Source organism: Clostridioides sp. ES-S-0005-03, from assembly GCF_020658455.1.
In the GTDB taxonomy this organism is placed as follows: domain Bacteria; phylum Bacillota; class Clostridia; order Peptostreptococcales; family Peptostreptococcaceae; genus Clostridioides.
This window is the reverse complement of record NZ_JACVWI010000008.1, coordinates 86,452-107,959: the sequence shown is the minus strand read 5'-3', so window position 1 is coordinate 107,959 and position 21,508 is coordinate 86,452. Positions and strand designations below refer to the sequence as shown.

The window sequence follows — 21,508 nt, the reverse complement described above, 5'->3', positions numbered from 1 at the left end:
ACAAATTCTCCAAATTATTTAAATTCATATAATTAATAAATATCATCATTATTAAATTATTAAACAAAAATATAATATAAAAATACATGTTTTATAATTATAAACTTTAAAAAGGAGAATGTTGATATGACTCAAAAAGATAAGGATTTATTAAGAGTAAAGATAAATGGTCTTTATTTAAGAAATATTATAAAACAGGACCATGAAATATGTGTTGAAGCTGTAAAAGAAAATGGATTAGCCTTACTCTGGGTAGAACAACAAACAGAAGAATTATGTTTAATAGCAGTAAAACAAAAAGGTGGAGCTCTTGAATATGTAAAAGAGCAAACAGTAGAAATGTGTATGATAGCAGTAAAACAAGATGGTAAAGCTCTTAGATATGTAAATTGTGACGAACTTTCAAAAGAACAGATGTCAGAACTTTGTTTAATAGCAGTAAGACAAAATGGGAATGCACTAAAATATGTAGATAATCAAACTAAAGAAATATGTTTAGAAGCAATTATCCAGAATATAAATGCTTTTAGTTTTATTAGATGGAAGGATTTAAAAGTTTCATCTAATGATTTAATAGGAATGCTTATTAAATTAACTTTTAAGTAGGGAAGTCCGATAGTTTTGAAAATATTAAAATATATTGAAGGCTAATAAATTTGATGATATAATGAAATTACCATATATGTAATATAAAATAATTATAATTTTAAAACTGAATAAGTTTGAAAGACGAAATCACTCTTGTCAGAGTGATTTTTGTTTTTAATTAATAAAGCTCAATATTATTTACATTAATTAAATTGATTAATAAATTAAGTATTTTTATTTGTATAAAATATAATTTACAATAAATATTTAATATAAACAATATAAATGTTATTATATTATTAATATTAAAGCTGGATAGGAGAATTATATGAAAAATAAAAATATAATATTAGATAAATTAAAGAATAAATTATCAAAAGAAGAATTTAGTGAATTATGCTTAGAATTAGTAATGCAAGACGAAAAGACTTTAAATGAGATTAAATCAAACTTAACAAAAGAACAAATTAATGAAATATATCTTAATGCGGTGAGGTCTGACCGTTTAGCATTACAATTTATAAAAGAAAAAACACCTAAAATATGTTTAGAAGCTGTAAGACAAGATGGTTTAGCAATTAGATGTATAAAATTGGATGAGTTAAAGAGAAAATTTTCAAAAGAGCAAATAGAATCAATATGTTTAGAGGCAGTTAAAGAGAATGGAGATTCTCTTATGTATATAGTAGAGCAAACAGAAGAAATGTGTTTAATGGCAGTAAGACAAAATGGTATGGCTTTAAAGCATGTAAAAAATCAAACAGATAAGATATGTCTTGAGGCGGTAAAACAGGCTGGATTAGCTTTATGGTATGTAGAAGAACAAACTTATAATATATGTATAGAGGCAATAAGAAATGATGAACATGCTTTAGTATTTGTAAAAGATTACCAAATTGACAAAATACGTTTAGAAGCAATTAAAAATCCATATGTATATAGGCTTGTGAAGTGATGTAAATTAAATAGTAAGCTCTTAGTGTAACTAATTAAAAACTACCTTAATAGAGATATTTAATCCTTTTTTAAGGTAGTTTTAATAAAGAAGTCCTCTAAATTAATCGATAGCTTTTAGTTCATTAAATTTAGTTGAAAAATTTTATTCAAAAGAAAAAACAATTTCATTCTCTTTGAGCTGTGTTTTTCTTATCTTATTAAAAAAATCATATAAATTTCGAACCTCTTCTAAAGTGCCAATACATCTTAATATTTCCTTACAATCGTCAAAAAAATCTTTTTCTATCTTTTTAAATTCATTGTTCCTAATTTTAATTTCTTCTTTTTCTAAATTATCATCACTGAAAAAGTCCACAAAATTTTGTAAAAAATTAAACTCCATCTGCCCTATTTTATTAGATTTAATAACCTTATTACCTATCTTAGCAAAAATTAAATAATTAAAATTCATTAAAAACACCTTCCTATTTAAAATATTTTCTTTAAAATAAACATTTAAAAGCTAATATAATATAGTAAATTTCTTTAATCTTTATAATTTTTAATTATGATATTAGTTAATAATATATTAATTTTCTAAAGGTATTAAAAAAGATAGTGCATCCATGTTAAAATAACCTTAGATGCTAAAAGGGGAGATGCAAAGTGAAGCAATTAAAACTTGATTTAGAAAGAATAAAAAAAGAGCCTTGTTGTCTAAAAAATATAAAACAAAACTATGAACTGTGCTTAGAAATGATAGGAGAATGTGGAGATGCTTTACCTTTTGTTAAATGGGATGAATTAAACCTTACTAAAAAGCAAGAATATAATATATTTGTTAAGGCAGTAAAAGAAAATGGATTAGCTATTAGGTATATAAAAGAACAAACCCCAGAACTATGCTTAATAGCATTAAAGCAAAATAATAAGGCATTGAAATATATAGAAAATCAAACAGATGAGATATGCTTAAGAGCAGTAAGAAAAGATGCAAGATCTTTAGAGTATATAAAAAAACATAATTATAAATTATGTTTAGAGGCTGTAACTAAATGGGGAGTATCATTAAAATATATAAAGTGGGATGATATGAGTATAACTGATAAACAGAAATACAACTTATATATTAAAGCAGTTAAACAAGAAGGCTTAGCTTTATTGTGGATAGAGGAGCAAACAGAAGAACTATGTATTGAAGCAGTTAAGCAAAGAGGGCTATTATTATCGAGTGTAAAAGAGCAAACAGAAAAAGTATGTTTAGAGGCAGTAAAAGAGAATGGTTTAGCTCTTGAGTATGTAAAGGAACAAACTCCAGAGATATGCCTTGAAGCAGTAAAAGAGAATGGACTGGCCTTAAGGTTTGTAAAAAATCAACTCGATGAAATGTGTAAAGAAGCAGTGATGGAGAACGGATTAGCTTTATTATGGGTTAATAATCCAACGGAAGAACTCTCTTTGATTGCATTAAAACAAAGAGTTGGTAAGTAATGTGTTTAAAATAAAAGAAAGCTATTTAAATTAAATAGCTTTCTTTTATTACATATAATATTAAATAAATACCCTAAAAAGATTATTGTAGCATTTCCAGCAACATTTCAGCTATTATATCAACATCTGTGTCTAAAGGATATTCATTATACCCATTTTTATCCCAAAATTCTAATTTGACATAACTCAAATTCCTTTCTGTTATAAATTTTTTTGTTTTATTTATCACTTCTACTTTTTCTTTATCTTCCTCATAGTGGCAAGAATTACATCTTACATGATTTAAAAATAATTCAGAAACTGCCATTTCTTTATTACAAATAGGACATCTCATATTATCACTCCCTAATTAAAAATATTTTTTAAATAAACTAAAATATAATATAATATATTGTGTTTCTTAAATATTTATCATTTTACAGATAATGTTTTTAATTAAAGTATAATTTAAAGATACTAAACAAACTATTATGAATAGGGATAAACTCTTTAAGTTAGTAATTAAAGAGTTTATAATATGTCCAGATGAAAAGAAAACTTTCAATAAAATATAAGAAGGAGGAGCTACTCGTCAAAATATTAAAAAGTAAGTAGTTAAAGTATAAGAATTGACCATATTTTGAGTAGCAGAATACATATGTCACAATACGAAGTTGATTTAAAAAAAGTAAAAGAAAATGGATTGTATTTAAAAGAGGTTGAAAATCAAACAGAAGAAATATGTTTAGAAGCAGTAAGACAAAATGGAGTATACTTATACTTTGTAAAAGAGCAAAGTATAAAAATTTGCACAGAAGCCTTGATATCAAATGCAAGTGCTATTTATTTTATAGATAATGAAAAAATAGATAATTATATAGAAAAATTCAAAGTAAGAGAATTAAAGGCTACAGACAGGAGTAAAGGGTTAATAGCTATAAAAGAAAATGAAGAGTGGCTATTTTCTATAGAATGTAAAAAGAATATCTCAAGAGATGAATTTATGAAGATGATTTACAAGATGGATAAATATAATAAACAAATATATATTGATTTTGTAGAAAAACTTTCAATTTAAAAGGTTTTAAGTTTATATAAAAAGAATTAAATAAATAAGGATATATTTAATTAAAAAATTTAAGACAAGGAGATATGTTATGGATCAGATAATAATGGACCTAAAAAAAGGAAAGGTTAAATTAAAAGATGTAGATTTTAAAAAAAATAGATTTACTCAAAGTGAAATTGATGAAATTTGTATGGTTGCAGTAAAAGAGGATGGCTTAAACCTACAATATGTAAAGAATAAAACTCCAGAGATTTGTTCAGAGGCTATTAAACAAAATAAAGTGGCCAGGATGTATGTAAATTGTAATCAAGAAGAGAATAATGCTTGGTTAAACATTTAAACATTAAAAAGCTTCCCTAAAATAAAAGGAAGCTTTTTTTTTATGACAAAATAAAAAATCGCTTAAACGCCATAAAAGCGATTTTATAATAGTGAAGCATGCGTAGGAATACCTATCAGACCATACTTCAAGATAAAGGTGCGTCGCACTTTACGATAAACTGAATTATCTTAACTTTATCCCTGGAGCAATTGCTTTGTTTTACCTGTAAGCCCAATAAACAGGACTACCCAAGAAATTTATGCCTATTTATTAGGCAGTGGAATTGCTTACCACTAAAATCATATAAAAAAAATATTTCATATAACTCTTTTAAAATCTTGGTATTTAAAATAAAAAAATGATAAACTTTTTATTAAGTATTATATATATTATACCATTAATATAACTCAGATTCAAGTATATTCAATTATATATAAAGCTTTTTATATCTATAACAGAGTATATAAAAATTAAGTTTATACTAATAAAAATTAGAGAGGTAGTATCAAGTTATAAAGGGGAGTACAAAGAAGTTCTGGGTAGCATGTAAGAAGATGAAATAGTTTTTATTTAATAGTTAATTTCTAAATTAAAGTAAGGCTATATATGCTTAGAAAAAATTAAAATAGTTTGAGGTGAATGATTTATGAATATTACGGAGTTTGGTAAATTTTCGAGAAAATTAAGGATAGAAAAAGAGGAGATTCTTAGAGATATGTCTGAAAAATTAAATGTGACTGTCTCTTATTTGTCTGCTGTAGAAACTGGGAAAAGAAGTATTCCTAAAAGTTGGGAAAATATAATGATAGAAAAATATAATCTTAATGGTGAAGAACAACTAAAATTAAAAAAAGCAATAAGTGATTCTGCTACAAAGATTAAGATAAATATGAAAGACGTTACAACAGAAGAAAAAAAATTATTATTTTGTTTTCTCAAAAACTATAAAAATTTAAGTACGAAAGATAAGTTAAAGATCAAGGAGATTCTATTAAAAGAAAATTGAAAATAGCTATAAATCAAAAAAGGAATGATATCTATCATTCCTTTTTAAAAAATTAAGGAGGTCACTTCTTTGATTTAAAATAAAAAAATTAATTGTAATTATGATATAAGTATATCATTTAAAAAATAATTTTGCAACGTTTTTTATAAACAATATAAAATTAAAATAAAAAATAAGTTTTTGTATATAATAAATGAAAAAGTATTATTAAAATAATAAGGAGTGAAATGAGGATGACTCAATATGAATTTGATTTGGCTATGGTAAAAGAAGATGGGGTATACATGATGAATGTTGATAAACAAAGTTATGAAATGTGTATAGAAGGAGTGAGAAGCAACAAAAAAGCAATTTTGTATATAAGATGGGATGAACTTAATTTAACTAAGGAGCAGAAAAACAATATATATTTAGAAGCTGTAAGAAATGATGGCTTAGCACTTGAGTATATAGAAGAACAAACAGAAGAAATCTGTATAGAGGCAATTAGACAAACCAATCAAGCTATTTTATTCGTAAAAAATATGACTAAAAATATATATTTACAGTCTATAGCTTAATTTAATTATTAATCTTAGAACTATTTAAAAAAGGGTGATTCTATTTGAATCATCTATTTTTTTACAAAAAATAGAAAATGGGTTACTAAAGACCAATAACATATGTAATAATTGTCATAGAAGAATATAGAAATATTAAACTAATTAGATTAAGAAGATATGTAAATATGGGGAAAGGTAAGGTTGATAAAATGGGATTAAATATTTTTAATATATGGGAAAGTATTGGTAAGAAAACACCATTTGCGGTGAAGCGAACTAATTGGTCTAACAAAAATATATATGCAATTGTAGATAAAGTAGAACCAGATGGTAATGGATATGGCAAAGCTTATGGAACTCCCACTGAAAATGGTGAGTTTTGTTCATATTGGCAGACTGACAAAAAATGGAGGGAAAGCAGATTAATCCCAAATAGTGGTGTATATAGTTGGGAATATATAAAAGATGTCCCATTAGAAATTAAAAGAGAAAATTCTAATAAAAAAACAGTGGAAGTTGATAAAGTGGAAAAGCCTGTTAGTGGCATTTATGATATTGAGACCAATATAGATTTTGGAAAGTATAGAGGCTTAGAAATTGGTAAATTAATTAACTTGAATCCAAATTACTTAATTTGGGCAATAGAAAATATAAGTAAATTTAAATTGAGTTGTAATGCAATTAATGAACTATGTAAAAAAATAGAAGTTAAAAATGAAGTTGTTCAAATAAATAATGAAAAAGGTAAATAAATCTTAATTGGAGGATATGAGATGAAGGTGTTAGATGAATTTCAGATGAAAGAGAATATTAGTTTAATAGGAAAAGTGTGGGATCTATTTAAAAATGATTTATTGGAATTAGTCAAATCAACAGATGATGATATAAGTACAAAAGCAATGGTAGAAATGATTAAATCAATAAAAGAACGATTAGAGCTAACTACGGAAGAAATAAAAGTTATAGACAAATGGACCATATGCTTCATTGAGGGATGTAAAAAATATGATGCTAAAATAATTAAAATTATGGATATGACAATAAAAAAATTAGAAGAAGATTTTTATAATAACTAAATACAAAAATAAAAGGTTGGACTTGAAATTTGATTCTTTTTCAAGTCCAACCTTTTTTAATTATCTTCTTTTAACTTCGGGGAGTAAGGATATCCTCTAATCAAAATATAAAGATAAGTAAAACTTGAATCTAATGTTAGTAATGTAAATAGCATCAATAAAACTAATTCTATAGTACTACAATTATAATTTAATAAAAGCTTATATGTAACATAAAGACTTAAAGAAAGCATAATAATTGTATTTATTAATAATAATGGAGTAAATACAAAGAAAATGTTTATTATCATTGGTAAAATAAATATAAGAAATACATAATTAGGTAATCTCGCTAATTTAAGTAAAGGTAAAACATCTAATATGGGAACAAAAGCAAGCCAAGGTCTCTTTATATTAGCCCTTAAGCTTAACATATATAATCCATATCCATTTAAAAGATATAGAGTTATAGTTAATATAATATTTAAAGTATTAATATTTCTATAAAAAAAATCTAACAATAAATACACTTCCTTTCAGAATTTATAATAAAAAATTATATTAGTAAGATAGTATAGTATTGTAATTTAAAATATATAATAATTTGTTGACTATATAAAATAAAAATAGTAAAATTTATATAAAATATATACTATATTAGATGATTTTATGTTTAACTTATAGTTAATGAATATATATATTATATATGGAGGTGTTGTTATGGCAAGTAGCTATCCAGAATTAATAAATGAATGTGAATCTTTAGGTTACTATCTCAATGAAAAAATGTATATAGAAGGACAGCCTAAAAAGGGAAAACAAAAATTAAGTGAAAAAGAATTATGGGAAGTTTTAGAAGAAATTAGAAAAGATTTGTTTGAGTTTTATGACGAAGGAGCACAAGCATTAGGATGGAGATAATTAATAATAAATTTGAGAGGTGGATTATATGATTTTTGAAGAAAGTAAAGAGTTTTTAGTGTCAAGGATAACTGATATAATGGGAAAGCTTCAAGAATATAAATTGGAAAAAGAAGACATAGAGGGACATGATTCTTGTGAAGATATTATAACTAATATAAGTTTATTGGGTAAATATAGAGATTTAATAGAAATAGGATACCAAGATCATTATAAATTAAATAATGAAAGAATACTAAAGTATCCTTGTATTTATAAACATTTTAAAGGTAATTTTTACGCAACTATAGGCTTAAGTAAGCCGATGGATGAAAAAAGCTTAATAGAGCTTCTTTCAGGGGATCCAGTAACTGAAGGTAGACATTATTTACTGTATAATTGCTCTTTTATCTCAAAGCATACAGAATCAGGTAAAAATATATATATGCATAAAGATAAAATGGGAAATCTTTACCATTCAGAAGAACAAGTTGACTGTGAGTTAGTTATATATAAATCTTTAGAATATGATAAAAATGAAGTGTATGCAAGGCCTTTAGAAATGTTCTTATCTCATGTAGATAGATTAAAATATCCTGAATTTCAAGAATGGAGATTTGAAGAAATTAAATAATATAAAATATGTAATAATTAAACTAACATAAAGAATAAATATCATAAAACTATTTATTATATATTAAAGTGATAAATTAATTGCCTCCTTCCAAGGGGCAATTTTTTATCGAAAATATGAAGGAGGTTTTTTACATATATGAATAACTTTATATCAGATTCATTTTTATCCTTATATAAGGATAAAGAAGACTTAATGGGGGTTCTTGGTAAGTTTGTTTACCTTAGAACATATTCAAGATATTTAAATGATTTAAAAAGACGAGAGCTTTGGTATGAGACATGTAAAAGAGTAGTTGAATATAACATAGGTTTAGAAGAAAGCTTTCTATTAAAACACAATAAAACAATATCTTTTAATGAGTTAAAAGAAGAAGCAGAATTTTTTTATGATAATTTATTTAATTTAAAAACATTCCCATCTGGAAGAACTTTATATATGGGTGGCACTGAGATAGTAGATAAATATCCTTTATCAAACTATAATTGTGGTTTTATGAGTTTAAATTCATTTGAATCTTTTGAGGATCTATTCTACTTACTAATGGTTGGGTGTGGTGTTGGATTAAGGATAACAAAGACAGAAGTAAATAAGCTTCCTAACATTAAAGCAGTAGAGGTAGAACACATACATGACCCTAATTTTAGAAAAAAAGAATTAAAAAAGAGATATCTTAATTTCTTAAATGGAGAAAATGAAAAAAATCCATATGATGAAATAGAAAATACTGTTATAAATATTATTAATACAGATACTATAGAACTTAAAGTCGGAGACTCTAAAGAAGGATGGGTGGAGGCTTTAAGGTATTACTTCAAAATAATATCAGAAGATACATATAAAGATATCAGGAAAATTATAATAAATTATTCTTATGTAAGAGATGCAGGAGAACCATTAAAAAGATTTGGAGGAAGAGCTTCAGGCCATGAATCTTTGTTAGTGATGTTTAAAAAAATAAATAACATTACTTTAGGTATAAAGAAACTTTCTACTGTAAATTGTTTGGATATAGCTACTATAATCTCTGAAAATGTTGTTTGTGGAGGAGTTAGAAGAAGTTCTCTTATTATATTATGTGACTCAGATGATGTTGATTTAATAAATGCAAAGAAAGATATATATTCTATAGACAAAAATGGGAACTTTCTAATTGATGAGAGTATTGGCCATAGAAGAATGAGTAATAATTCAATTTTATTTCAAAAAAAGCCATCTATAGACAAAATCAAGGAGATAATGGAGTCTATAAAAAATAATGGAGAACCAGGATTTCTAAATGGAGAGAATGCATTAAAAAGAAAAAGTGACTTTGAGGGTTGTAATCCTTGTGGAGAAATCTTATTAAAATCAAAGAGTTGTTGTAATTTAACAACTACAAACTTAGTGAACTTTATTAGTAGCAATAAATTAGACATAGAAGCTTTAAAATCGGTTTTAAGGCTATCCGTTCGAATTGCTTTAAGAATGACTTTGATTGATGCAGAACTTAAAGAATGGGATGAAGTAATGAAGTCAGACAGAGTAATAGGAGTATCTCTTACAGGTATAATGGACATGTTTAATCTAACTAATATGACTTATAAAGAATTAGGTGAAATTTTAAATACTCTTAGAGATGTTGTCCATGATGAAGGTAAAAGATATTCTAAAGTGTTAGGGATAGAAGCTCCCAATCTAATGACAACAATTAAACCAGAAGGATCTATCTCGACTTTACCAGGAGTCAGTTCAGGAATCCATTTCTCTCATTCCCCATATTATGTTAGAAGAGTTAGAATCTCAAGCTCTGACCCATTATATAAAGCTATAGAGGAATATAATTCATTTCCTATCTTTAATGAAATAGGAAGTTCTAATATAAAGGTGATAGAGATACCAGTAAAATCTTATGCAGGTAAGACTAAATACAATGTAAGTGCTTTAGAACAATTGGAATTATATAAGTTAACTATGGAAAATTGGACAGACCACAATACAAGCATTACAGTACATGTTAGAGAAGAAGAATGGGAGATTGTATCAAAATGGGTTTATGAGAATTTTAATTCTATAGTTGGAATAACTTTCTTACCATTAGCAGAAGAAACTTATCCTCTTATGCCATTTGAAAAAATAAGTGAAGAAGAATACTATAAAAGATTAAAAGATATAAAACCTATAAATAATGATTATTTAAGGTTGTTAGAATCAGATTCATTTGAAGAACAAGATATATATGAAAGTGCTTGTACTTCTGGAGCATGTCCAATAAGATAATTAATAAGGCTGTCTCTATTGAAAATTAAAGACAGCCTTATAGTTATTTTTTATAATTATTAAAATATATTACATTAGAAGATTCTTTATTAAAACTAATATTGTTGAAGTTATTTGTTTTAACTTTTTTTATTAGGATTTTAACATTTTTATTAACAAAATAAAAAGCTATTTTAAGTATTGATATAATAAAGCTAATTAATCTAAGCAATAGAGAAATAACTACTATAATAAATAATGCACTTATTATAAACTCTAAAACATTCGACGAAATTGTAGCTTCTGCATTTCCTTTTAAAAAATTTACATTATTTATAATTTCCTTTAAGAACATAAAACGCACCCTCTTTTTATATATGAATCTCCTTAAAGCATATAATTATATGCTTTAGAGAAGCACCTGTTATTGAATTTATTTGAATGAAAAAATAATACTAATCTAATTTCAGACTTGAATTATAATAGATTATTTACTATAATAATATAATTATATTCCTTTATTTGTCAATAAAAATGAAATAAAAATTTTTTATAAAAAATAGAAAGGAGGGAATTGATGGAGAAAAGAAAAAATATTACTATTATATTTAAATTAAGTTGTTTTTTAATGTTAGTTGTAGTTTTTGGTTGTGCATATTTACTTAGTGGAAATATTTAATATAAAAAGAACTGCTTTTAGCAGTTCTTTTATTATTGCATTTTGTCTATTAGTAAATTACCAATTTTAGTGATGCTACTGCTCCAATTATAATCTGGACCTCCAAATGGTAGCATACAATACATAGTATTTACACCATGTATGGATAATCCATTATAATAAACACCACCAACAGTAAGATATTTCTCTTTTAAGGTTTTAGCTGTTTTTAATATATTGTCTCTCTTTGTATTTGAATTTATTCCATTACTTGATGGAGAATATACTCCAAATCCTGTTAGATTGTTATCATTGATTGCTCTTTGACTTGTTCCCCAGGCACTTTCTTGAGCTGTAAGTGAAGCTAAAAAGATAGCATTTACTCCATAGATATTTTCTGCTTCAACGTATATTGGAGCCAATTCATAAAGAGCTGTTCCTTCTAATGCTCTATATAAATCTTCAATAGAAACATTGCTTTTTTCTAACAAATTTTCTGGATTAAAAGAAATCTTTTCATTGGGCTTTCTCTCTATTATTTCTTTTAATTTTAAAAGTTCGGTTTTCAATGATTTTAATTTTTCTTCTTCATCTTTTTTATCTTTATTAGCGTTTTCTAATTTTGTTAAGTTTAACTCTTGGAGTTCAATTAGTTGTTTTTCTTTTTCGTTTAAGTCATTTAAAGATTTATTATTAACCACAAATAGTTTGGTCATTATGTCTAAATTATTCATTAGCTCACTTAAAGAATTACTCTTTAATACAAGCTCTAATATATCTAAGTTGTCTTTACTTAAGTTTTTAAACTTATAGGTATTTATATCTTTTTTTACTTTATATTTAGATTTCACTATATTTAAATTTCCTGTATTTGTTTTTATAGAATTTTTAATGTTTTTAATTGTATTATCTATCTCGCTGAGTTTATTTTCTGAACTTGTAATATCTTTATTCAATTTAATTCTTTGTTGTTCATAATCTAAATTTGGAGTAACAGCAAAAGCATTTCTTTCAATACAAGAAAATAAAACTGAAAAGGTCAATATAAATAAAACTATTTTATATTTTAATATAGATATAAGCCTGCTACTCAAAATATGGTCAAATATATCCATATCGAGATTTTTCCTTCTTCACTGGACCTCGCCTTGCCTAAGCTACTACGATTTGGTATAGTTCTCCAAAGGCTTAAATTCCGAAGTTAGCCCTCCGTACATATATAAGTGCTTTTAAGCTATCTTATATTTTTTAGCATTTTTAAGATTAATACTTGCATTTAAATCTCTATCAATAGATAATCCACATTCACATTTGTACACTCTATCTTTAAGTTTTAAACCTTTATTAACCTCTCCACATTGGCTACAAGTCTTTGATGATGGATACCATCTATCAACTACTCTAAGTTCTATATTATTTTGTTTACACTTAGCGGTTAGTTTAGTTCTAAATTCAAAAAACTTTTGACTTGATATAGCCTTTGATAAATGCTTATTCTTCATCATTCCACTAACATTTAAATCTTCAATAGTTATATAGCTTGGTTTTTGCTCTATTACCTGAAATAATGTTTTATTAATATAATCAGTTCTTATATTAGTCAATCTTTGATGAAGTTTTTGTACTTTGACTACTTGCTTTTGAATATTTTGACGAGTAGCTACTCCTTCCTTTATATTTTTATTTCTTAATTTAAAACCTTCATATTTCCTTGAAAGTTTTCTTTGCTCTCTTTTTAGTTTCTTTTCAACTTTTTTGACAGTTGAAGTCTTGTTTATATTTTTAAATTTACTTCCATCTGAACATATTGCAAAATCTTTAATTCCTAAGTCAATACCTATTCCTTCATTAGTACATTTAGATACTTGAATATCATCTTCCTCAACTAATATAGATACATAGTATCTATCAGATTTTTGACTTACTGTACCACTTTTAACTATTGAATTTGTTGGTATATATCCAAATTCTTTTAGTCTTACCCAACCAAGAGTAGGTATTTTGACCCTATGCCTTTCAATAGTCCAATCAGTTTTATTATTCTTTGGAAAATAAGCTTTAACATCTTGATTTTTCTTTTTCTTGAACTTAGGAAATCCTTTAGTTTTTTTAAAGAAATCTTTAAAAGCTTTATCTCCATTCATAATAGCTTGTTTTGTAGCCTTAGAAGATACATCTTTAATCCATTTCATATCTTGGTTATTAGGAATATATTCATTATTTAACCATTTAGAAAAATCAATTCCACTGATAAATTTTCCTTCTCTTTCATAAATTTCTTTATTGTGAGCAATATAGAAGTTATATATAAATCTACTAACACCAATCGTTTGATGTATTTTAGAAATTTGTTCAGTAGTAGGATTAATTTCTATTTTGTATGCTCTTTTCAACTTCTTCATCCTCTCTAATCTTTTTCTTGTATTTTCTTAATCCATATATGTGACAACTAAAAATATGAAGTATTGATATTATATCTTGAACTAATTCTTCTTGTGGTGAAAGACTTTCATTATTTACAACTATAATATCTCTTTAGCATTTGCATATTGTCTAAGAAACTCCACTTGATTTTTCAAATCACCTTTTGACTATAATTTACTATAAACAACTATATTTATCTATGTTTTTATTAACTAAAGACTACCTCCTTTTTATTTTTTATAAGATTTTAATACATTAGTTGTTTAAAGTAAATAGATTTTTTGCACTATATAAAATAACCCTTTAAAAAAGGGTTATTCTATATAGTTTAAATAGGAACACATCTATTATAATAATATATAACTAATTCATCTTCACTGTAAAATACCATGTCGTATTTTGGTTTAAGATATTTAATTTTATTTTCGATGTCCTCATGTGTATAATTCGCTACATCTATTTCATAGACTCCATATTGGCTTATATCCATCAATCTATTCTTCTCTATCATTTTTAATTTCTCTAACAGATCATCATATCCCTTTAAAGTAAAACCAAGCATGTTATATGAAAATTTATTATCTTCATCGACTCTAATAGCGACGTTAAACTCTCTTTTAACTTTTCTTTTTTTTACAAACAAAATATAAAGTTCATCAATCAACTCTGCTTTTCTTTCACTATTTAGTTTATCTTTATTAAACTCAATCATTTTTTCTATTTGATTTATTCTTTTACTTAATACACCAAGTTCTTTAGAAAGAGAACTTTTTCTATTAATAAAACTTGTTCTAAGACTTTTTATTTCATCCATTATTTCATATATATTCTTTGACATAATCCCATTCTCCTTTGTATATTAAAATTTTTTTTAAAAAACTATTTTATTAAAACAATATATTATACGGTTTAAAAAAATTTATATTATATTAGTAGTACATTTTTTTTGATAATAAGATATTTAATTAAAATTAAAAAATATGGACAAATATTTTATATATAAAATATAAAAGCTTTGTTATATAATAATAAATAATATACTATTGATTGGAGATGAGAATTTAAATCTTGTTATTTTTTATAGGGGTGTTTTTTTTATTATTTTTTAAAGTGTCTTTTGACGAACTTAAAAAGTACAATTGTTCATTTAAGGTAGTATTTATTTTATCTATATTACTGGTTTATAGTTTTATTGGAGTAGCAGATTTTAAAATAGATGCCATTTTGTATAGTTGTATTATCCCAGTGCTGATTAGTATCTCATATATAGATTTAAAAGTAAAAGAAATACCAGATAAACTTATATTTATAATTTTTATATATGGATTAGTTCTAATAGTTATAAATAAAAATTACATTAACCATAATATGTTTATTTTAAATAATTTAGGTTCCAGTTTTAGTTTATTCTCCATATATTTAGTAATAGCAATTATTACAAATGGGGTAGGCGGAGGAGATATAAAGCTTATGGGAGCTTTAGGGTTATTTTTTAATACAAGTAGTATTTTTAAGTTATTAGTATATCCTGTTTTTTTAGGAGTAATAATGTCTGTTTTTTTAGTTGTTTTGAAAAAAGCAAAATTAAAAGATAATTTCCCTCTTGGACCAGCAATCTCTATAAGTACATGTCTTATATTTTTAATTAATTGTATATAAGTACAAATATATAATAAGGATAAAAATAAAGAAGACTTAATAAAAGTCTTTTAAAACATTTTATTAAATCTTCTTTATCCCCTCTAAATTTTTACCTTTTTAGAAATACACAATATACTGTGACCATTTTTTATATTTTGTTATTATATATAGTGAAAGTACTTAATATAACAAATTTCTAATTTAATAAAAGATACATTTAATTTTAAAAGAAAGTGAGAGTAGTAATATGAAATGCTTAATAGTAAAAGAAAAATGGGCTGATTTAATTTTAAGTGGAGAAAAGACTTTAGAATTAAGAAGTAGGAATACTAATGTCAGAGGGACTATAGGGATTATAAAAAGTGGAACAGGACTTATATGTGGGACTGTAGATATTGTAAGTAGTTATGAAATAACTGATGAAGAATATATAGAATTAAAAAATAAACACAAAGTTCCATATTCAAGGGAACAGATAAAATATAAAAAGATATTTGCATGGGAATTACATAATCCTATTAAATACAAAGGTGGTATTAAATATAAACATAAAAAAGGATGTGTAGTATGGATTAATATATAATAAAATTAATTACATTTTATTGATTATAAACAACGTAAATGGTATACTTATTATAAAAAATAGAAAGGAGGTATTATTGAGATATAAGATATTTCAATAAAATTATTATTGCCTAAAAATTATTTCGAAGATAGATCAAATTTCACAAAGTATCCTGGTTTTGTAAGTGTAGGAGATAGAGTTTTAATCATAAAAAAAGAGGATCAAGGAGCTAAAACAAAAGATGTCTTGGTGGAAGGTATTGTTTTGAGAGTATTATCTAAAGGCAAATATTATTCTAATGGTGTAAAAGTAGAAATAACACCAGTTGACAATATTGAAAGTAGTGAAACTGTAATTGGAAGAATACAATATTTTGTTCAAAATTAAATAAATTAAATCATAATAGGATATTGTCTAAAATGTATAGATAATATTCTATTTTTTATACTATTAAAATTATTAAAGAGGTGTATTCAGTGGCAAAAAATAAAATGATAAATTTATTCCATTCAGATGAAGTCTTTGGATATATAGCTATAGAAGCTAATTCTATATGTGATAATTCATTTAATTCAGTCTCTAAAAACGTTTACATGTTAAAGAGAAAACTTACTAATGACAAAGTATTATGTGTAAATATGGGAAAGCAAAAAAAAGAATATAAAGATTTAATGGATATGGTTTTTTTAACTCAAAACAATAAAAAAGTAAAGATCTATGATAATAAGTTTAATACAGGTGAATTTGATATTTTATTTAAAAAAGATGGATATTCTATAGGAGACATATATGTAATAAAAACTCAAGAAGATAATGGAGAAAATTATAAAGTGATTTTGGTAACTGACTTGTATGTCTTATTTTTTAATAGCAATAATAAACTTATATTATACCGTTTTGATGAACTAAATAATATGAATATTATAAAAATGAATTGAAAATATTTTTTATATTCAACGAATTGTATAATTTCTGTTGACTATATTCAACGAAAATCATATAATAAAAATATAAAATTAAAATAATAAGAAGGAGAAGTAATGAGATATTTAGAAATAGAATTGTTCCTAAAATTAGAAAAAGACGTATTGTATGTGAATCTTCCAGAATATCTAAGTAAGGGCATGAATTATCAATTTTTAAGATCAAAAGAATCAAAACAATATCATCATAAAAATAAGATCAAGCTTTATAATTATTCTTTTTTAACTCCAATAGAAGAAGATAAAATTTATAAAAAAGATAAAGCATATACATTAAAAATAAGATTTATGGACTTAAATATAGTAAATATTTTTTTTAACTCATTAGGAACTATAATGAACCCATATTTTACAGTATTAGGTAAGAGGTATGATTTTAAAGAAAAAGATAAAGACATTAGATATTTAACCACAATTACTCCTGCGATTATTAAAATTAAAAATAACATAACATTAGATATGAGTACCATGGATTTAAACTTAGTAAAAGAAAGAATACTAAGAAACACTTGTAGAAAATATAATATGTTAAATTATGATAATATAAAACCTCATGACTTCGTTGAAAATGTAGAACTTTTAAATAGAAGTTCTATTGGTTTTAATTATAAAAATGCATTAGTGATAGGTAATAAATATAAGATAAAAATTAAACCAGATGAATTATCCCAAGAGATGGCTTTTGTTATATTGGGTGTTGGTCTTTTAGAAAAAAATAGCCTTGCATTTGGGTTTTGTGTATAGATAAGAATATAGAGAAAGGAGAGTCTACTCATAAAAATGTATTGAATTATGTACTGAGTAGTAAATTTTTACTTATGCAAGAGGTTATTAATAGACTAAAGAAGCTAAAGGAAGCTTATGGGGATGATATTTTAATAAAACATGCTATTGTCCCAAAAGGTTGTTATTATAAGATAAAAAAAGATGGTAGTATTGTATCTTTTATAAACGATGATGAGAAAAATTTTCAATTAAATGAAGAATATCCTTTTTTTAAACAACGAATATTTTATGAAAGAATGATTAATGCAAATAAGTGTCTGAATCAAGAAAGAGGCCTTGGAAAAAAAATACATTCAGTCACGCCTTATGCTTTAATTTTTAAAATAGAAACTTTTAATAATTTATTATTTAGCGATTTTTTATATAGCCATTTTAAAAAGATGAAAGAAGATTATAATAATAGTTTAAATATAGAAGAAACTATCACACATTTTGAAGCATGTTTTGATACTATAGAGGAGGATTGTGGAACTTTTAATAGTAAGACTCCTGATAAAATATTTATTTTTTTAGATGAAGATTTAGAGTTATATAAAGAAGCATATAATTCTTATGTATCTAAAAAATGTTTTATCTCAGAGGATACCAAGGTTGTTGTAGATGGTCAGATATATGGGATACCACATTTTAGTATAAATTTAAACAAGGGTAAACCAACCTTATCGAATAATCCTTATAATGACTTTTTATTTAGATTGACATTGGAAGATAGCATGTTGCTATTGTCTTTATTAAAAATAAAAAATAGTTCTATAAATGAACTTCTTAATAATGATAAAGTTTTTAATGATCTTGAATTAGAGTTAGAGATTGGTAATAATGCAAATGATAAATCTAATGAAATAGTAAGTATTGAAATGAAAGCAGACTATAGTAATAAGTGTTTAGATTTTGAAGAATCTATAATACTGCAATCTATGTTTTCTAATGAAAATATAATTAATTTAAATATAGATAGAAAAAATTTATTAAAAAAAATAGATGAAGCTTTGCAAATAAAAAATGGAGTAAATAATATGACATTAGAAAAAGCTTTATCTCTTAAAAAAGATAATTATAATGACTTTATTAACAGATTAGGCAATTTAGATTTAGCCCAATCTATTATATCAAATAAAGATTTACTGACATATTACTTTATAGAGGATAAAGATATTTCAATCAATAAAGAAATTGAAAAAATAGTTTTTTATATGTATTTGGAAGGAATTAAAAATGAAAAAGACTTAAACAAATCCTCTTTAGAAAGAATTAGAAAAAAGATTGATTTTATGATTAGTATTTTAATGACTTTGTATAAAGAAGGAGGATATAAAGAAATGCCAAGTAATTTAAAGAAAATCTGGGATAAACTAATAAGTGCTAAAAAAGGTAAAGAATATGAATATGAAATTGAAAGCGATGAAGAATTTTTCTTTGTAAGTGCCCAACTATTATATTGGATAAATACGACAGGTACATTTTCTTCAAAAACAAATGATTATATACAAAACATATTGTCTTTAAGAGACTCAAATCAATTAAAAGAAAAAATGATTGATGGATATGAAACTTATTTACACAATATCCCTTTAGGGAACAATTTTGCTAATAGATTATATAGTAAGTTACTTTTATATAAAGAAAGTCAAAATATAAAAATAAAAGGGATTTATAAATATTATTTTCACTCTGGATTATTTGGGGAGAACATAAATTATATAAAATGTTAACTAACCTATAAATAACAATTGATAAATTAGAAAAAGAGTACTCTATATCTTAAAAAATTACTGGATATAGCTAAGGTATAGGATTAAATAATTAAAAAGGAAGGAGAGTTATATAAAAGGGGTAATATACTGCTTCTTTTATATAACATAATATATATATGAAAAATAGAGTTTTTGGGATGATAGGAATAGGGTTAAATAATGCAAATATAAATGCAGATATGACTGGAAATCCAGTACGACATGGAGAAGAATTTACTGCAAGTCCCTTTAGTATTAAATACTTATTTAGAAACTACTGGAATACAAAAGGGATAGATGTGTTTTATATGAGGTCTTATGTAGTAGATAAAAAAAATAAAGGTTTAGTACCAAGAAGTTTAGAAAAAAGGCTTGAACAAAAAGTAGAGAATATTAATAAATTAAGCGAAATAGAGATACAAAGAGAGTTATTTAAATATATAGATGTGTCTTGCTTTGGAGGAGTATTTGCAGTAAAAGGGTTTAATAGGAATTATTATGGAACAATACAATTTGGTACAGGTGTAAATAAATATGAGGATTCGGAAGTTGTAAGAGAAAGGATGTTGTCTCCTTTTCAAAATCCAAAAGGTAAAATTAATAAGGAAACAAATGAGGAAATAGAAAATAGACAAACAACATTAGGTTCAAGAGCTTATTTAACAGAGGGGCACTACTTCTATGATTTTATAATTAATCCACTTGTTAATAAAGAAATGATGGAATTAGACCCTGAACTTGAGTGTTTTAATGAAAATAATTATAATTTGTTTAAAGAAGCTTCTTTAAATTGTGCAAATAGTTTAAATTCGGTTTCTAAAAAAGGATGTTATAATGAATTTGCGATTTTTATAAAACTGAAAGAAGATTCTGTTGCTTATCTTGGAAATATATCTAATAAGGTATCTTTTTATAAAGATGAAAAAAGGAATGTTATAGATATCACCCTATTAGCTCAAGACTTACTTTCAATTGATGAAGACATTGAAGACATAGAAATTTATTATAATCCTACAGATACAATATTAAAATTCCCTATAGATTCTTTAAAAAGTAGAACCAGTATTAACAATATACTTAGCACAATAAAAATAGATTTTATGGAGAAAAATTAATTATGAAGGAAGTCTTAAAATTTAATTTAAAAGGGCAAGGAGCTTCTTTTTCTAAACCAACATATAACTCATCTTCTATTATTCAGACATATCCTCATATACACAAGGTAACACTGTTGGGTATGTTAGGAGCTATAATAGGTATAGATAACACAGGTTATAAAAGAAAAAAGGAATTGCCAAAATTTTATAAGTTACTAAAAGATTTGAAGATAGCTATTGTACCAAAGAGATTAAATTTTAATAAATGTGTAGATGTTGTAGCAGATACATCTGGATTTTCAAATAAAATTAGCCCTAATGTTGGAGCAACTTATTTAATTAACTATGAGATATTAATAAACCCTTCATGGGATATATATATATTAGGTGATGGAGAATATTATAATAAAATTAAAAAATATATTCTTAATAGAAGTGCTGTTTTTTACCCATTTTTAGGAAGAAACCATTTGTTTGCAGATTTAAATGAAGTAGAGATATTAAATGGAGAATTTTCAAAAGAGTTAAGTAAGATTGATAGTTTTTTTATTTCAGATAATGTTGTTTTAGATGAAGATGAAATTTTATTGAATGAAAAATTGTATTTATTCAAAGATTCTATGCCAATAAGCATAGATGATAGAAAAATTGATGGTACAGATTTTATGTTGAACCAATATAGCATTAAATCATTAACATTTTCAAATATAGATGTTTTAAAAAGCAAAGAAGATTTATTTTATTGTGGAGATAAAGTTTTATATTTTATATAGAGTTCTGATTAAATATAAAAAGCTTAGTGTCCCCTATCACTAAGCTTTTTTATTTAATATGTACTGTTCCTATTAGAAAATTTAACCT

The 21,508-nt window shown here is 24.7% G+C and carries 26 protein-coding genes and 1 pseudogene; 20 read left to right on the top strand and 7 right to left on the bottom strand.

Translation table 11 applies throughout. The annotated features are described in order from the left end of the window. Positions 1 to 126: 126 nt before the first annotated feature. Both IC218_RS19045 and IC218_RS19040 read left to right on the top strand, forming a co-directional pair. On the top strand, positions 127 to 606 hold the full coding sequence (locus IC218_RS19045) for a DUF4116 domain-containing protein (RefSeq protein ID WP_227825250.1): 480 nt from the start codon (positions 127 to 129) through the stop codon (positions 604 to 606). 310 nt (positions 607 to 916) lie between these two features. Then, positions 917 to 1,543, top strand: a complete 627-nt coding sequence (locus IC218_RS19040; protein WP_227825249.1) for a DUF4116 domain-containing protein — start codon at positions 917 to 919, stop codon at positions 1,541 to 1,543. A gap of 144 nt (positions 1,544 to 1,687) precedes the next feature. Here the strand turns inward: IC218_RS19040 and IC218_RS19035 are convergent, their stop codons facing one another. Continuing rightward, positions 1,688 to 1,996 carry a hypothetical protein gene (locus IC218_RS19035; RefSeq protein ID WP_227825248.1) on the bottom strand — a complete coding sequence of 103 codons (309 nt, stop codon included), beginning with the start codon at positions 1,994 to 1,996 and terminating at the stop codon, positions 1,688 to 1,690. 194 nt (positions 1,997 to 2,190) lie between these two features. Here IC218_RS19035 and IC218_RS22340 point away from each other — a divergent pair, with 194 nt between their 5' ends. Further along, complete coding sequence (locus IC218_RS22340; protein WP_227825247.1) at positions 2,191 to 3,015, top strand: DUF4116 domain-containing protein; 825 nt, start codon at positions 2,191 to 2,193, stop codon at positions 3,013 to 3,015. 82 nt (positions 3,016 to 3,097) lie between these two features. Here IC218_RS22340 and IC218_RS19025 read toward each other — a convergent pair whose 3' ends face one another. Further along, a complete protein-coding gene (locus IC218_RS19025; RefSeq protein ID WP_227825246.1) occupies positions 3,098 to 3,349 on the bottom strand; it encodes a hypothetical protein in 252 nt (83 codons plus the stop codon). A gap of 303 nt (positions 3,350 to 3,652) precedes the next feature. Here IC218_RS19025 and IC218_RS19020 point away from each other — a divergent pair, with 303 nt between their 5' ends. From IC218_RS19020 to nrdJ, 9 genes are all read left to right on the top strand, one after another. Then, the gene (locus IC218_RS19020) at positions 3,653 to 4,072 is read left to right on the top strand and encodes a hypothetical protein (protein ID WP_227825245.1); all 420 of its coding nucleotides are present in this window, start codon (positions 3,653 to 3,655) and stop codon (positions 4,070 to 4,072) included. A 79-nt stretch (positions 4,073 to 4,151) separates the two neighbouring features. Then, a complete protein-coding gene (locus IC218_RS19015; RefSeq protein ID WP_227825244.1) occupies positions 4,152 to 4,403 on the top strand; it encodes a hypothetical protein in 252 nt (83 codons plus the stop codon). A gap of 628 nt (positions 4,404 to 5,031) precedes the next feature. Continuing rightward, positions 5,032 to 5,391: a helix-turn-helix domain-containing protein gene (locus IC218_RS19010; protein ID WP_227825243.1), complete on the top strand. Its 360-nt coding sequence runs from the start codon at positions 5,032 to 5,034 to the stop codon at positions 5,389 to 5,391. 233 nt (positions 5,392 to 5,624) lie between these two features. Continuing rightward, the gene (locus tag IC218_RS19005) at positions 5,625 to 5,951 is read left to right on the top strand and encodes a DUF4116 domain-containing protein (protein WP_227825242.1); all 327 of its coding nucleotides are present in this window, start codon (positions 5,625 to 5,627) and stop codon (positions 5,949 to 5,951) included. A gap of 167 nt (positions 5,952 to 6,118) precedes the next feature. After that, positions 6,119 to 6,685 carry a hypothetical protein gene (locus IC218_RS19000; RefSeq protein ID WP_227825241.1) on the top strand — a complete coding sequence of 189 codons (567 nt, stop codon included), beginning with the start codon at positions 6,119 to 6,121 and terminating at the stop codon, positions 6,683 to 6,685. Between the two features lie 21 nt (positions 6,686 to 6,706). Then, positions 6,707 to 7,009 carry a hypothetical protein gene (locus IC218_RS18995; protein ID WP_227825240.1) on the top strand — a complete coding sequence of 101 codons (303 nt, stop codon included), beginning with the start codon at positions 6,707 to 6,709 and terminating at the stop codon, positions 7,007 to 7,009. 699 nt (positions 7,010 to 7,708) lie between these two features. After that, positions 7,709 to 7,909: a hypothetical protein gene (locus IC218_RS18990; RefSeq protein ID WP_227825239.1), complete on the top strand. Its 201-nt coding sequence runs from the start codon at positions 7,709 to 7,711 to the stop codon at positions 7,907 to 7,909. Positions 7,910 to 7,937: 28 nt separating this feature from the next. Next, entirely contained in the window at positions 7,938 to 8,522 is a 585-nt protein-coding gene (locus IC218_RS18985; protein ID WP_227825238.1) for a DUF1653 domain-containing protein, read from the top strand. Between the two features lie 138 nt (positions 8,523 to 8,660). Further along, positions 8,661 to 10,781 (top strand): ribonucleoside-triphosphate reductase, adenosylcobalamin-dependent, encoded by a 2,121-nt coding sequence (gene nrdJ, locus IC218_RS18980; RefSeq protein WP_227825237.1) that lies wholly within the window; start codon positions 8,661 to 8,663, stop codon positions 10,779 to 10,781. 43 nt (positions 10,782 to 10,824) lie between these two features. Here the strand turns inward: nrdJ and IC218_RS18975 are convergent, their stop codons facing one another. The 5 genes and pseudogenes from IC218_RS18975 to IC218_RS18955 form a co-directional block, all read right to left on the bottom strand. Further along, a complete protein-coding gene (locus tag IC218_RS18975; RefSeq protein ID WP_227825236.1) occupies positions 10,825 to 11,115 on the bottom strand; it encodes a hypothetical protein in 291 nt (96 codons plus the stop codon). A gap of 356 nt (positions 11,116 to 11,471) precedes the next feature. Continuing rightward, the gene (locus tag IC218_RS18970) at positions 11,472 to 12,533 is read right to left on the bottom strand and encodes a coiled-coil domain-containing protein (protein ID WP_227825235.1); all 1,062 of its coding nucleotides are present in this window, start codon (positions 12,531 to 12,533) and stop codon (positions 11,472 to 11,474) included. A 114-nt stretch (positions 12,534 to 12,647) separates the two neighbouring features. Next, the gene (locus IC218_RS18965) at positions 12,648 to 13,811 is read right to left on the bottom strand and encodes an RNA-guided endonuclease InsQ/TnpB family protein (protein WP_227825234.1); all 1,164 of its coding nucleotides are present in this window, start codon (positions 13,809 to 13,811) and stop codon (positions 12,648 to 12,650) included. Further along, a pseudogene (locus tag IC218_RS18960) lies at positions 13,783 to 13,950 on the bottom strand (IS607 family transposase); the annotation flags it as partial. The gene IC218_RS18965 and the pseudogene IC218_RS18960, both read right to left, overlap by 29 nt. A 220-nt stretch (positions 13,951 to 14,170) precedes the next feature. Continuing rightward, a complete protein-coding gene (locus tag IC218_RS18955) occupies positions 14,171 to 14,680 on the bottom strand; it encodes a hypothetical protein (RefSeq protein ID WP_227825233.1) in 510 nt (169 codons plus the stop codon). 230 nt (positions 14,681 to 14,910) lie between these two features. Here IC218_RS18955 and IC218_RS18950 point away from each other — a divergent pair, with 230 nt between their 5' ends. The 8 genes from IC218_RS18950 to cas5b all read left to right on the top strand — a co-directional run bounded on the left by IC218_RS18950 (position 14,911) and on the right by cas5b (position 21,420). Next, positions 14,911 to 15,501, top strand: a complete 591-nt coding sequence (locus IC218_RS18950; RefSeq protein WP_227825232.1) for a prepilin peptidase — start codon at positions 14,911 to 14,913, stop codon at positions 15,499 to 15,501. Between the two features lie 229 nt (positions 15,502 to 15,730). Further along, complete coding sequence (locus IC218_RS18945) at positions 15,731 to 16,066, top strand: ASCH domain-containing protein (RefSeq protein ID WP_227825231.1); 336 nt, start codon at positions 15,731 to 15,733, stop codon at positions 16,064 to 16,066. A gap of 246 nt (positions 16,067 to 16,312) precedes the next feature. Beyond that, positions 16,313 to 16,435: a hypothetical protein gene (locus IC218_RS22035; RefSeq protein WP_255616443.1), complete on the top strand. Its 123-nt coding sequence runs from the start codon at positions 16,313 to 16,315 to the stop codon at positions 16,433 to 16,435. Between the two features lie 89 nt (positions 16,436 to 16,524). Next, positions 16,525 to 16,986 carry a hypothetical protein gene (locus IC218_RS18940; protein WP_227825230.1) on the top strand — a complete coding sequence of 154 codons (462 nt, stop codon included), beginning with the start codon at positions 16,525 to 16,527 and terminating at the stop codon, positions 16,984 to 16,986. 102 nt (positions 16,987 to 17,088) lie between these two features. Next, complete coding sequence (locus IC218_RS18935; protein ID WP_227825229.1) at positions 17,089 to 17,775, top strand: CRISPR-associated protein Cas6; 687 nt, start codon at positions 17,089 to 17,091, stop codon at positions 17,773 to 17,775. Between the two features lie 74 nt (positions 17,776 to 17,849). After that, positions 17,850 to 19,529: a hypothetical protein gene (locus tag IC218_RS18930; RefSeq protein ID WP_227825228.1), complete on the top strand. Its 1,680-nt coding sequence runs from the start codon at positions 17,850 to 17,852 to the stop codon at positions 19,527 to 19,529. Positions 19,530 to 19,687: 158 nt separating this feature from the next. Beyond that, positions 19,688 to 20,665 carry a type I CRISPR-associated protein Cas7 gene (locus IC218_RS18925; RefSeq protein WP_227825227.1) on the top strand — a complete coding sequence of 326 codons (978 nt, stop codon included), beginning with the start codon at positions 19,688 to 19,690 and terminating at the stop codon, positions 20,663 to 20,665. 2 nt (positions 20,666 to 20,667) lie between these two features. After that, entirely contained in the window at positions 20,668 to 21,420 is a 753-nt protein-coding gene (cas5b, locus tag IC218_RS18920; RefSeq protein ID WP_227825226.1) for a type I-B CRISPR-associated protein Cas5b, read from the top strand. The last annotated feature ends 88 nt before the right edge of the window (positions 21,421 to 21,508 follow it).